Origin of the sequence: Rhizobium sp. RCC_161_2 (genome assembly GCF_041355235.1) — a bacterium.
Taxonomy (GTDB): Bacteria; Pseudomonadota; Alphaproteobacteria; order Rhizobiales; family Rhizobiaceae; genus Rhizobium.
The window spans coordinates 103,361-115,627 of the sequence record NZ_JBFUPL010000010.1 but is presented as its reverse complement, the minus strand read 5'-3'; the positions used below and the strand labels follow the sequence as shown (position 1 = coordinate 115,627).

Sequence of the window (12,267 nt, the reverse complement as noted above, 5' to 3'; positions counted from 1 at the left end):
CCGATGGGGAGAAGGGAGGGTTGCCACATGACCAAGTTCACCCCTACGACCACCGTCCCTGAAACCGCGCGCCGCAACGGCGTCGTCCGCTCCGGCTCGCGCATTGTCCCGGAGGAAGTGCCGATCGCCTTTTCCTATGGCGGCTCTTCGCATGCGGTGATGATGGGAACACCTGCCGATCTCGAGGATTTCGCTGTCGGGTTCAGCCTGACCGAGGGCATCATTACCGATATCGGTCAGATCGCCGCTGTCGAACCGGTCGAAGACGAGCAGGGGATCGATGTGCAGATCACTCTCATCGATGATGTCGCCGATGCGCTGCGCGTCCGGCGGCGGCATATGGCCGGGCCGGTTGGCTGCGGCCTTTGCGGCATCGAGTCGATCGAGCAGGCGGTGCGCAAGGTGCCGGATGTGTCCGCCGTCGAGCTGACGCTGTCGCATGAGGATATCGTTCGCGCCATTGCGCTGCTCAATGACGCACAGCCGCTGCATCGCGAGACGCGCGCCGTGCACGGGGCTGGCTTTTATATTCAGGGGCAGGGGCTGATCGCCGTGCGCGAGGATGTCGGGCGGCACAATGCGTTGGACAAGCTTTGCGGCGCCGTCATTCGCTCCGGTCACAAGGGCGCCGACGGCGTCGTTGCGGTCACCAGCCGGCTGTCGGTCGAGATGGTGCAGAAGGCGGCGATCCTGGGCAGTTCGGTTCTGGTCGCCATTTCCGCTCCGACGGCGCTTGCCATCCGCACGGCCGACGAGGCCGGCATGACGTTGGTGGCGCTGGTGCGCGGCGACGATTTCGAGATTTTCACCCATCCGCATCGCATTACCCCGGGGAGCATCGCCGATGTCGCCTGACGAAACATCCCATGATCAAGCGGCATATGGCAAGACCGCGACGAAGCTCGTCTATATGGCCAACCAGATCGCCACCTTCTTCAAGACGCAACCGGCGCATGAATCGGCGCAGGGTGTCGCGACACATATCAACAAATTCTGGGAGCCGCGCATGCGGCGTCAGCTTTTCGAGATTATCGATCATGGAGACAGCGACTTGAGCCCTCTCGTCATCGAGGCCTCCGCGCTGATCCACAGACCCGAGCCGGCCAAGCGAGACTGATCCGGCCTTTGTCTTTGATTTTTAAAATCTATTGGATGGAGAGGGAAATCTGTCCGTAGCTGCTGTACAAGGCGGAATTATTGGGGAATTCAGGTCTCTGAAACAAGGAGAGTTGTTCATGGCGACTGCGGAAACGGATATTTCAAGGGGCGCGGCGGCGCCGGGACTGCTCGATCGCGAGCGCATCATCGCCAAGCCTGGCTTCAACCGGTGGCTGGTGCCGCCGGCGGCTCTGGCGATCCATCTTTGCATCGGCATGGCCTATGGCTTCAGCGTCTTCTGGCTGCCGCTGTCGAAGGCGCTCGGCACAACGACGCCGCCTTCGGCTGAATGCGCCAGCCTCAATCTCCTTTCCGCTTTGGTCACGACAAGCTGCGACTGGCGCGTCAGCGATCTCGGCTGGATCTATACGCTGTTTTTCGTGCTGCTCGGCTCCTCCGCCGCCATCTGGGGCGGTTGGCTGGAGCGTGCGGGACCGCGCAAGGCCGGTGTCGTCTCGGCCTGCTGCTGGTGTGGCGGCATCCTGATTGCCGCGATCGGCGTCATCTATCATCAGCTCTGGCTGATGTGGATCGGCGCGGGCGTGATCGGCGGCATCGGGCTGGGCCTCGGCTATATCTCGCCGGTCTCGACGCTGATCAAATGGTTCCCCGACCGGCGCGGCATGGCGACGGGCATGGCGATCATGGGTTTCGGCGGTGGAGCAATGATCGGCGCGCCGCTCGCCAACCTGCTGATGACCAATTTCCGCGTCGACGGTTCGGTCGGCGTCTGGCAGACCTTCATCGTCATGGCGGCGATCTATTTCGTCTTCATGATGGGCGGCGCCTTCGGCTATCGCCTGCCGCCGGCCGGCTGGCGTCCTGAGGGATGGACACCGCCCGCCGCCAAGAGCACGATGATCACGACCAAGCATGTGCATCTGCGCAACGCCCATAAGACCAAGCAGTTCTGGCTGATCTGGGCGGTGCTGTGCCTCAACGTTTCTGCCGGCATCGGCGTCATCGGCATGGCCTCGCCGATGCTGCAGGAAATCTTCGGCGGTGCGCTGATCGGCCTGCCGGATGTGAAGTTCGGCGATCTCAGCAAGGAACAGGTGGCGGCCATCGCAGCGATTGCCGCGGGCTTTGCCGGTCTCTTGTCGCTCTTCAATATCGGCGGGCGTTTCTTCTGGGCATCGCTCTCCGACAAGATCGGCCGCAAGAACACCTATTACTGCTTCTTCCTGATCGGCATTGCGCTTTACCTGCTTGCTCCCTGGGCGGCGGGCATTCACAGCAAGGTCCTGTTCGTCGGCGCCCTCTGCATCATTCTGTCGATGTATGGCGGCGGCTTTGCCACCATCCCGGCCTATCTCGCCGATATCTTCGGCACGCAGTTCGTCGGTGCCATCCATGGCCGGCTGCTGACGGCCTGGGCGACGGCCGGGATCGTCGGTCCGGTGGTGGTCAATTACATCCGTGAGGCACAGAAGGCTGCTGGCGTCGAAGGCGCACAGCTCTACACCTTCACCATGTATATCCTCGCCGGCATGCTGGCGTTGGGCCTGATTGCCAACTCCCTGGTGAGGCCGCTTGCGGACAAGTGGTTCATGTCGGATGAGGAAGTGGCCGCGCTACAGGCAAAGACCGCAGCCGCCAATGCCGGCCCGACGGGCTCCTTCGGCATCGGCAAGGGCGGGTTCGACGGCAAGGCGCTGATCGCCTGGGCGATCGTCGGCATCCCGCTACTTTGGGGCGTCTGGGTGACGATCAGAAGCACTTTTGCGCTGTTCGGCTGAAACCGGCACGCTACTTGCATGAAAAAAGCCGTCCCGGACGACCGGGGCGGCTTTTTCGTGGGGACTGAAATGAAAAGCAGGCGCTCAGGCGGCGAGTTCTTCGGCTTCGCCTTCCTTGAACATCTTGGCAAGGTTCAGGAAGCAGATCATGCCGTTTTCGGTGGCGATGATGCCTTCGCAGTAGGCGCGGTCGAAGGAGGCGGTGACTTCGGGGACGGGCTGGACCTGGTCGGCAGCGATCGTCAGAATGTCGGAGACGCGATCGACCAGCATGCCGATGACCATGTTATGGACTTCCGCCACGACGATGGCGCTGCGTTCATTGGCGACCGTGCTCTCCATGCCAAGCTTGTAGGCGAGATCGATAATTGGGATGACTGAACCGCGCAGGTTCATGACGCCGATGACATCGGCCGGTGCATGCGGGATCGGCGTCGACGGCGCCCAGCCGCGGATCTCGCGGATCGTGGTGGTCTTGACGCAGAATTCCTGATCGTGAAGCCGGAAGGCAATGATCTCCAGCGTATCGCCGCTGAAGCTGGTGGAGTTGATCGTGGCCATGAACATTCTTCCCGTTGACGCATGGCGCCAAATTCGGCGCTCTATCCAAGACGATAGCGCAAGAATGTTGCTCAAACCTAAACCTATGGAAGTGATTTCGGCTCGTGCGTAGTTTAGTTTCTTCTAAAGGTTGAGCTCAGCGCGCCAGCACCTTATCGATCTGCTCCAGCGCCCAATCGACCTGATTACGGGTGATGACCAGCGGCGGAGCGAGGCGGATCGTATGGTCGTGGGTGTCCTTGGCGAGCAGGCCGAGGTCCTTGAGCTGATAGCAATATTGCCGCGCGCCGCCGGCTTCCGGTACCAGTTCAACAGCCAGCATCAGGCCGCGCCCGCGAACATCCTTGATGATGTTGGAGCGGATCGAGCGCAGGCCTTCGAGGAAATAATCCCCCATGACAGCGGCATTCTCGATCATGCCTTCTTCGGTGAGGACGCGCAGAGCCGCGCGGGCGATAGCGCAGGCGAGCGGATTACCGCCAAAGGTGGAGCCGTGTTGTCCGGGTTTCAGCACGCCGAGCACCTCGGAATTGGAGAGGACGGCGGAAACCGGATAGAAGCCGCCCGACAGCGCCTTGCCGATCAGCGTCACGTCGGCCTCGATGCCTTCATGCTCTTCGGCCAGCAGCCTACCGGTGCGGCCGAGACCGGTCTGGATCTCGTCCAGGATGAGCGTGATCCTGTTGGCAGTGCAAAGTTCGCGCAAACGGGTGAAATAACCGGCAGGCGGGATGATGACGCCGGCTTCGCCCTGGATCGGCTCGATCAGGGCCGCAACAGTGTTGCTGTTGATCGCGGCGGCTAAGGCATCGGCGTTGCCGAAGGGCACGACGCGGAAACCCGGCGTATAGGGACCGAAGCCAGCGCGGGCATCCGGATCGGTCGAGAAGCTGATGATGCTCAGCGTCCGGCCATGGAAATTGTCGGCGAAGACGATGATCTCCGCCTGGTTTTCCGGCACGCCCTTGACCTCGTAGCCCCATTTGCGCACCGCCTTGATCGCGGTCTCGACCGCTTCGGCGCCGGAGTTCATCGGCAGGATTTTGTGGGAGCCGGTGAGCGCCGCCAGTTCCTCATAGAGATAGGCGAGCTGGTCGTTGCGGAAGGCGCGGGAGGTGAGCGTCAGCTTGCCGGCCTGCTCGATCATCGCCTCGCGGATCTTCGGGTGGCAATGACCCTGGTTGACCGCCGAATAGGCCGAGAGGCAATCGAGATAGCGCTTGCCGTCCGTATCCCAGACATAGACGCCTTCGCCGCGGGTGAGCACGACGTCGAGCGGCTTGTAGTTATGGGCGCCGAGACGCTGCTCGGTGGCAATCAGATCGGCTGGTGCGCTCATGGTAGCTTCCCCCAGAACTATGCGGCCCTTGTCGGGCGGTCGAAGATGCGTCGGCCGAACAGGCTTGCCGCCATCTCCACCAGGACACGGGCGCTCTTGCCGCGATCGTCCAGGAAGGGATTGAGCTCGACGAGATCGAGCGATGAGACGAGGCCGCTATCGGACAGCATTTCCATGATCAGATGGGCTTCGCGATAGGTCGCGCCGCCCGGCACCGTCGTTCCGACACCCGGCGCGATGTCCGGATCGATGAAATCGACGTCGAAGCTGACATGCAGCAGGCCGTTGGCGGCGCTGACCGTGTCGAGCACCCGGCGCATGATCGCGGCCACACCCTGTTCGTCGAGCGAGCGCATGTCGAAGACGTTGACGCCGTGCTCGCGGATCTGCTCGCGCTCGTGCGGATCGACGGAGCGGATGCCGACCTGGAAGACCTTCTTCGGATCGACCAGCGGCCGTCCGGCCGGCAGCACATTGGCGATCTCCGCCTGGCCGCAGAAGAAGGCGACGGGCATGCCGTGAATATTGCCTGACGGTGATGTCGCCGGCGAATTGAAGTCCGAATGCGCGTCCAGCCAGAGCACGAAGAGTGGCCGGCCGACCTCTGCCGCATGGCGCGCCATGCCGGAGACGCTGCCCATCGAAAGGCTGTGGTCGCCGCCGAGGATCAGCGGGAATCCGCCGGATGAAGCGACGTCATAGACCTTGGCTTCAAGCGCGCGGGTGAAGGCGCCGACGATCTTTAGATGATGCGCCTTCGGATCGTCCGGCAGGTCGGCGGCGGGGGCGGGATGCAGGTCGCCACTGTCGGTAATGCGATGATCGAGCTCGGTCAGCATCGTCGCGATGCCGGCGATGCGCAGGGCAGTCGGCCCCATGCTGGCGCCGCGGCGACCGGAGCCTTCCTCAAGCGGGACGCCGATCAGGGTGACGGATGTGGGTTCTACGCTCATCGGCGGCGCTCCAAAGGGTTAGGGCTGTTGATTCGCATTATTGGTCAGGGAGGCGACAGCAAAAAGATGGAAAATTGTCGAAAACCGAGTAGTTTTCGACAGATTGATAAGTTCGTTTTGGCAGAATGATAAGTCCATGGATGATCTTGACCGCGACCTCCTGAGTGCATTGCGCCACAACGCCCGCGCTTCCGTCTCATCGCTTGCGGCCGCGACCGGCACCTCGCGCGCGACCGTTACTTCCCGCATCGAGCGGCTGGTCGACACCGGCACCATCACCGCCTTCACCATCCGAACCGGCCACGAAACCCGCTCCGCCGGCGTCCGGGCCATCGTGCTGATCGAAGTGCTCGGCAAGCTGGCGGACAAGGTCGCCGATCAGCTTCGTGGCCTGCCGCAGGTGAGGGCGCTGCACAGCACCAACGGCAAGTGGGATTTCATTGCCGAACTCGAAGACCGCGACCTCGCCTCCTTTGACGAAACGCTGCGTCGCATCCGGCTTATCAATGGCATCAACACGACGGAGTCTAATATCTTGCTGAAAACGAGCAAGATGGGATTTTGAATACGAGCCCGCAGCGGTGGTCTGATCATTCGTTCTGAAGCATACTGACTGCGAATGATGCCCGCGCACATAATCGGTCAGATGGAGCGGCTTGCCCCGAGGTCAACATGTCAATCAATCTCGAAATCCGGCAATATGCCGGCCCGGATCGCCATCGTCACGACTATAGCCAGATTCTGTTTCCCATGCGCGGTTCCATGCTGGTCGATGTCGAAGGCCGGGCCGATGTCGTCTCAAGCAATAGCATGGTGATCATCCCGCAGGACCGCATGCACAATTTCACACCGAGCGCCGATTGCAGCCTCATGGTCATGGACGTGGAGCTTGGGTCCCTTCCCGACGCGCTTGTTCCGTCCGTCTTGAGCGACGCGTCGGCTTTGACGGTCAGGATCGAGCCCTGGCTCTGGCGGCTTTTCAACCAGCTTGGCCGGGAGGTCGAGGCGGATGGGCGGCGCGCTCCGGATGTCGCCCATCTGGCGTTGAGCGGGTTGCAGCTCCTCAAGCAGGAGCCGGCGACGGCTGCTCCATCCCGGAGCCTGGCCGAACGGCGTGTTCTTGACGCGGCCGGCGCGTTAGGAAACGACCTTGGGCAGACCAGCGTGACGAACATGGCGCGCAAGGCCGGTCTTGGACAAAGCCAGTTCCATGCGCTGTTTCGGGAAACGGTCGGTCAATCGCCGAGGCAATACCAGCTCCGGAAGCTCTTCGACCGCGCCGTCGATCTGCTCGTCAACACATCACTGCCGATTTCGGAAGTCGCCTATGATCTCGGCTATCGAAACGCCTCGTCCTTCAACAGGCAGTTCAAGCAAAGATTCGGTGTGACCCCATCGGCCTTCCGCAATGCCGATAGGGATGGCAGGTCCGTTCCGGACTGAGGATCGGAGGTTCGGTCAAGTCAATCGGAGCTTCGCCTCATCACAAGAGCTCCGATTCCTGCGAAATTCGGCCAGACAAACATCTGGCTTCAGGAGGCCCGCTTGACCAAACTGACTGATTTCAAGGCTCTCACCTTCGATTGCTACGGCACGCTCATCGATTGGGAGACCGGCCTCTGGAACGCGCTTCAACCGCTCTTGAGCGAAGGCGGGCTGACCATGGACCGCGAGGAGGCGCTCGAACTCTTCGGCCGGCTGGAGATGGAGCAGGAAGTTGAGACGCCGTCGTTGCGGTATTCTTCTCTACTCGAGGTCGTGCATGCGCGAATGGCCAAATTCTGGGGTGTGCGTGCCTCCTCGGAGATGCATGAGCGCTTTGGCCTGTCGGTTCCGGACTGGCCGCCATTTCCCGATTCCGCCGACGCGCTTACCTATCTGAAGAAGCACTACAAGATCATCATCCTGTCGAATGTCGATCGCACCAGCTTTGCGGCCAGCAATCGGAAGCTGGGGGTGAATTTCGATGCGGTCTACACAGCCGAAGACATCGGGTCCTACAAGCCCGATCCGCGCAATTTCACCTATCTGCTCGATCATTTGCGCGATGATTTCGCAATAGCGCCTTCGGACGTGCTTCACGTCGCACAGAGCCTTCACCACGATCATGTGCCGGCGGCAAAAGCGGGCCTGGCCCGCGCCTGGATCGACCGGCGTTCCGGACGGCCTGGTGGCGGAGCCACACCCGTGCCGTCGAACATCCCGACGGTGGACTTCGTGTTCAAGAGCCTTGGCGAATTTGCCGACGCGCATCGCAGTGCCGTTGGCGCCTGACTAGCATATCCGATGGCCGGGGATGCCTGTGAGCAGGCTTTTCCGGCTATGTCGCCTAATATTCGTGCTCATAGACGACGCCTGCTTCGCCCGCGCCATTCGAGCCGGCTGCACCCCGCAGCTTCACTCCGCGTCCGACATCGAGATTGATGATCGCCTTGGTGTTGTTGGAAGAGCCCTGCTGCAGTTCGATATAGGTGCGCTTGTTCAGGTACTTGCCGGCGCCGACCTGCGCCTGGCCGTTCGAATCCGTGGAGATGTCGAGATCGTCGACGCCGAGATGGCTGCGCAGACCGTCGAACAGTGAGGTGGAGCGCCCGCCGGCAAGCTGGCTGGCGGCATCGGCGAGCTGGGCGATCTGCATCGCCGAAAGCTTCGACATCGACTGGCCGAAAATCAGCTGCGCCATCACCTCGTCCTGTGGCAGGGCAGGCGAGGAGGAGAAGCCGATCTGCGGGTCGGTCGCCAGGCCCGTGACATCCACGGTGATGGTCGTGGAACTGACCGACGAGGTGGCTTCCATGTTAAGCGCCGGCGTCAGGTCACCGCCGAAGGTGATCTTGCTGGTATCGGTGAAATCCAGACGGCGGCTGAGGATGGTCAGGCGCCCGCGCCGCATGGTGAAGCCGCCTGAGACGACCGGATTTGCCGCCGTGCCGCGAACCGTGATGCTGCCGCCAAGTTCCGCATCGATGCCGCGGCCACGCACGAAGATCTGTGACGGCGCGTCGATTTGCATCTCGATGCCGAGGCTGGTGGATTTGCTGCTCGGACCTTGCGGTTTCTGGTCCTTGAACTGGGCGGTGACGGCGGCCGGTGCGTTCTTATGCTTGATGTTGATCTCGGAGAGCGAGGCCGGCAGCTTTTCCGGCACGGTGATCGACGCCTTGTTGAGCTTCAGATTGCCCGTCAGCACCGGCGCGGTCATCAGCGAACCCTTGATACCGAGGTTGCCGTTGACGGTTGCCGTCACCAGCGTGCCGTCGACATAGGTGGCATTGTTGAATTTCAGCTGGATATCGGCGGGAAAGCCGCTATCCGCGACGATGCCGACCGTGCCGCTCGCCGAGACGCTGCCGCCGCTGGCGAGATTGCCGTTGAGGCGCGAGATCACCGCCTGCTTGCCGTCGAGCGTGACGGTAACGGCAAGGCCGTTGAGCGTGAGGTTGCGGCGGACATCGACAAGCCGGCTGCCATCGGTGGTGATCGTGCCGGTGACGGCGGGCGCTGTTGTCGTACCACCGATCTGCAGGTCGATCTTCGCCGTGCCGGTCATCACCAAGCCCTGCGCCGCGAGCTGGCCCGCGAGCGCGTCGAAGGGCAGGTTGCCGGAAAATTTCATCGCCAGCGCCTTGCTGCCGGCAACGGCGACCGTGCCGCCTCCGTTCAGCGCCAGGCCGCTCTGGCCGGTGAGATTGGTGTCGATGGTGACAACGTTGTCGGCAAATTTGCCGTTCGCCTTGATGCCTAGGGGACCGAGCCCGGCCGATTTCGTCTGGCTGGTGGCAGCCCCTGACCAATTGCTCTGAAAGCCAACAACGGGCGAGGCCGGCTTGCCGGTGACGGTCACCGTGCCGGAGATCGCGCCTTCGGCGGCAAGCGTCGGGGCGAAGACATTGGCGAGGCTGGCGGGCAGGTTGGCAATCCTGGCGTTGATGTTCAGCGCCTGGCCCGCGGTGCCGTCGACGACCACGGAGCCGCCGCCGGTCTGGATGGTCAGGCCGTTCAGCGCGACCGTGCCGTCCTTGATGGTGATCTTGGTGGGCGAGGCGAGCTTTACTGGAATGGTGCGCGGCGCACCCGCGAAATTGTCGAGGCTGACGACCGTCTGGCCGCCGCCGGTCTCGACATTGCCGCTGGCGGTGAGTGGCGCGTTGTCATAGCTCGATTTGAGATCGAACACCGTGCGGCTACCCTGCTGCGTAAAGGTCAGGCCGAGATCGGCGATGCGATTGGCGCCGGATGCAATAGTGCCGGCACGGATGCTGCCATTGGCGGAAAAGGATTTCAGGTCGTCGACCGTGAGCGCAATGACCGGCTTGTCGATGACGAGATCGTCGCGGCGGATACCACCACCAGTGGCATCGACCTTCAGGCCGATCTTGCCATTGGCGTTGGAGAGATCGAGCGTACCCTTCAGGTCGCCAGCGGCCTTCTGCCCGGCAAGGGCGGCGATGAGGCTGAGATCGGGAAGATCGAAGGTCAGCGCGCCTGATGGTTCGAAACTCGGCGTGAAATCCAGCTTGCCCTGCAGCTTGTTGGGACCAATCTCGACGGCAAGCGCTGGAATGCTGGTGCGGCCGCCTTGCGAGATGGCGTTGGCGGTGATGCTGATCGGCTTGCCGTCGATCGCGCCGTTTGCCTGCACATTCGCTTGCGGGGCATTCGGATCGGCGGTGCCGGTTAGCGCGACGTCAAGCGTGTCCAGCAACCGCCCGGCGAGCTTGACGTTGACGGCCTTAATCGTCGCGTCGACGCCGAGCGCAGTCAGCGGTCCCTTGGTCTTGAGGCCGATATCCGCCTGTCCCTCGGCATTCGGGATCAGCTTGGAGAGGTCGAGCAGCTTGCCCGTCAGGTTCGACGCCAGTGTCTGGCCGTCGAGCGTGGCATTACCGTTGATTTCGCCGACATTCGATTTCACTGCCAGATTGGAGAGGTTGATCTTCGTCGGCACGGTGCCGGCGACCTGACCTTCCAGCGAGATCGTTCCCTCGAACTTGTTCGACACGCCGTCCGGCAGCACGGCGGGCAGGGCGAAGAGCTTGAAGTTGCCGGTCAGCGCCTTCGTCGACAGCGTATATTTGCCGTTGACGGTGCCGCCGATGCTGGCGCTTTCCAATGTCGTGTTGTTGAAGCCGATGCTGTCGGGCGAGATCTGTAGGGGTGCGGTCAGCGAAATCGGCGCGCGGATCAGCCGATTGAGATCGGGACTGACGAATGCGGTCTGGCCGACCACGAGACGAAGCTGCAGCGGGCCGGATGCGGTGGTCAGGTTGAAGGCGTCGCTTTGGGCGCTGAGATTTATCTGGCCTATCTGGCCCTGCGGCGCGCTGGCGCTTTCGAGTGTGGCCTTGGCGTCGATCTTCACCGCCTGCGAGGCGCCGGTCAGCGCAACATCGGCGCGCGAAATCTTCGCCCGCAACTCGCCGTTTTCCATTGGCCAGCGGAAATCGACCGGACCCGACGTGCCGAGCAGGTTGGCGTTGAGGCTGTTGTTCCCCGAGGGATCGAGCGTGCCAGAGGCAGCGATGACGACGCTGCCGGTGGCGAGATTGCCGGTCTGGATATCGATCTTGCCCTTGCCGTCGAAGGTGGCGGAAAGGTCGATCGTTGTCTGGCCGGCAAACAGCGGGCGCAAGGTCGGCGGCAGCAGCGAATCGACATCGCCGCCGCCCTTGACGTCGATATGGTGCAGCCCATCCGCCGACAGGGTGTGATGACCGTTGATCGATACCGTCGGCTTGTCGTCGAGTGCTGCCTGAAGCTTGCCGGCCCAGTTGGACAGCGGACCCTCGCCGGAAAGATTGATGTCGATCGCCGGGCCGCCCGGCAGGTGCAGCAGTCCGGCGAGCAAGCCATCGCGGGGTTCGGCGACATCGGCCTTCAGGTTCAGCCGGTTTTCGGCCGGCGCGAAGGAGATGTTGGTCGAGAGCTTGGCGTCGGGAACATCCTGGCGATTGGCATTGAGGACGAGGTCGATGCTGCTATTGTTCGCCTTGACGCTGCCATTGGCGGCAAGGGCGAAATCCTGGCCGGCGATGGCTTGCCCGATGCGCAGGTCCGGCAAGGCAACGGCGGCGATATCGACGGCGATGGGCAGCGAGAAGCCGCTGCTTTCACTTGTCGTCGCCTGAGGTTCGGCTTTTGCCGTCGACACCGGCAGGCGCTGGAAATCCACAACGTCGGCGGCGACGCGATCGGCATGGAAAGTGCCCGTCAGCAATGAGAGCGGTGACCAGTCGACAGCGAGGTTCTGGACTTTCGCAACGGTACCCTTGGTGTCGGCAACGGTAATGGCGCCGACCCGGAGGCTGCCGGTCAGAAGTCCGGATGGCTCGGCAATCGTGATGATGCGGTCCGGCGTCGAGACGAGCTTGGCCACCCGGTTCACGGCATAGCCGGTGGCGCCGGGCACAAAGCCGACGACAAGCACGGCGACAATCGCCAGCACGAGAATTGCCACGACGACATAGCCGACGAAGCGCAACAATTTCCCGAGTATTCGAATCAACATGCTCATGAG

Annotated in this window: 10 protein-coding genes; 6 read left to right on the top strand and 4 right to left on the bottom strand. The window is 62.4% G+C overall.

Annotated elements, in window-relative coordinates:
• The first annotated feature begins 27 nt into the window (after positions 1-27).
• From fdhD to AB6803_RS24005, 3 genes are all read left to right on the top strand, one after another.
• The gene (gene fdhD, locus AB6803_RS24015; protein ID WP_371111241.1) at positions 28-855 is read left to right on the top strand and encodes a formate dehydrogenase accessory sulfurtransferase FdhD; all 828 of its coding nucleotides are present in this window, start codon (positions 28-30) and stop codon (positions 853-855) included.
• The gene (locus AB6803_RS24010) at positions 845-1,117 is read left to right on the top strand and encodes a formate dehydrogenase subunit delta (protein ID WP_371111240.1); all 273 of its coding nucleotides are present in this window, start codon (positions 845-847) and stop codon (positions 1,115-1,117) included. Before fdhD ends, AB6803_RS24010 begins: the two co-directional genes overlap by 11 nt.
• Before the next feature lie 118 nt (positions 1,118-1,235).
• The gene (locus AB6803_RS24005) at positions 1,236-2,897 is read left to right on the top strand and encodes an OFA family MFS transporter (protein ID WP_012652628.1); all 1,662 of its coding nucleotides are present in this window, start codon (positions 1,236-1,238) and stop codon (positions 2,895-2,897) included.
• Positions 2,898-2,981: 84 nt separating this feature from the next.
• On the opposite strand, the gene AB6803_RS24000 is transcribed toward AB6803_RS24005, so the two are convergent.
• The 3 genes from AB6803_RS24000 to rocF form a co-directional block, all read right to left on the bottom strand.
• A complete protein-coding gene (locus tag AB6803_RS24000) occupies positions 2,982-3,458 on the bottom strand; it encodes a chemotaxis protein CheW (RefSeq protein WP_007690066.1) in 477 nt (158 codons plus the stop codon).
• A 136-nt stretch (positions 3,459-3,594) separates the two neighbouring features.
• Entirely contained in the window at positions 3,595-4,797 is a 1,203-nt protein-coding gene (gene rocD, locus AB6803_RS23995; protein WP_371111239.1) for an ornithine--oxo-acid transaminase, read from the bottom strand.
• A 17-nt stretch (positions 4,798-4,814) separates the two neighbouring features.
• Positions 4,815-5,750: an arginase gene (rocF, locus tag AB6803_RS23990; RefSeq protein WP_371111238.1), complete on the bottom strand. Its 936-nt coding sequence runs from the start codon at positions 5,748-5,750 to the stop codon at positions 4,815-4,817.
• 136 nt (positions 5,751-5,886) lie between these two features.
• On the opposite strand from rocF, the gene AB6803_RS23985 reads away from it, so the two are divergent.
• The 3 genes from AB6803_RS23985 to AB6803_RS23975 all read left to right on the top strand — a co-directional run bounded on the left by AB6803_RS23985 (position 5,887) and on the right by AB6803_RS23975 (position 8,024).
• Positions 5,887-6,315, top strand: a complete 429-nt coding sequence (locus tag AB6803_RS23985; protein ID WP_371111237.1) for an Lrp/AsnC family transcriptional regulator — start codon at positions 5,887-5,889, stop codon at positions 6,313-6,315.
• Between the two features lie 107 nt (positions 6,316-6,422).
• A complete protein-coding gene (locus tag AB6803_RS23980; RefSeq protein WP_371111236.1) occupies positions 6,423-7,193 on the top strand; it encodes an AraC family transcriptional regulator in 771 nt (256 codons plus the stop codon).
• Positions 7,194-7,295: 102 nt separating this feature from the next.
• Entirely contained in the window at positions 7,296-8,024 is a 729-nt protein-coding gene (locus tag AB6803_RS23975) for a haloacid dehalogenase type II (RefSeq protein WP_371111235.1), read from the top strand.
• A 55-nt stretch (positions 8,025-8,079) separates the two neighbouring features.
• Here the strand turns inward: AB6803_RS23975 and AB6803_RS23970 are convergent, their stop codons facing one another.
• Positions 8,080-12,264 (bottom strand): translocation/assembly module TamB domain-containing protein, encoded by a 4,185-nt coding sequence (locus tag AB6803_RS23970; protein ID WP_371111234.1) that lies wholly within the window; start codon positions 12,262-12,264, stop codon positions 8,080-8,082.
• Positions 12,265-12,267: the final 3 nt, after the last annotated feature.

Coding starts and splice junctions, on each gene's coding strand:
- fdhD (WP_371111241.1), top strand. CDS start 28: ATGACCAAGTTCACCCCTACGACCACCGTCCCTGAAACCGCGCGCCGC.
- AB6803_RS24010 (WP_371111240.1), top strand. CDS start 845: ATGTCGCCTGACGAAACATCCCATGATCAAGCGGCATATGGCAAGACC.
- AB6803_RS24005 (WP_012652628.1), top strand. CDS start 1,236: ATGGCGACTGCGGAAACGGATATTTCAAGGGGCGCGGCGGCGCCGGGA.
- AB6803_RS24000 (WP_007690066.1), bottom strand. CDS start 3,458: ATGGCCACGATCAACTCCACCAGCTTCAGCGGCGATACGCTGGAGATC.
- rocD (WP_371111239.1), bottom strand. CDS start 4,797: ATGAGCGCACCAGCCGATCTGATTGCCACCGAGCAGCGTCTCGGCGCC.
- rocF (WP_371111238.1), bottom strand. CDS start 5,750: ATGAGCGTAGAACCCACATCCGTCACCCTGATCGGCGTCCCGCTTGAG.
- AB6803_RS23985 (WP_371111237.1), top strand. CDS start 5,887: ATGGATGATCTTGACCGCGACCTCCTGAGTGCATTGCGCCACAACGCC.
- AB6803_RS23980 (WP_371111236.1), top strand. CDS start 6,423: ATGTCAATCAATCTCGAAATCCGGCAATATGCCGGCCCGGATCGCCAT.
- AB6803_RS23970 (WP_371111234.1), bottom strand. CDS start 12,264: ATGAGCATGTTGATTCGAATACTCGGGAAATTGTTGCGCTTCGTCGGC.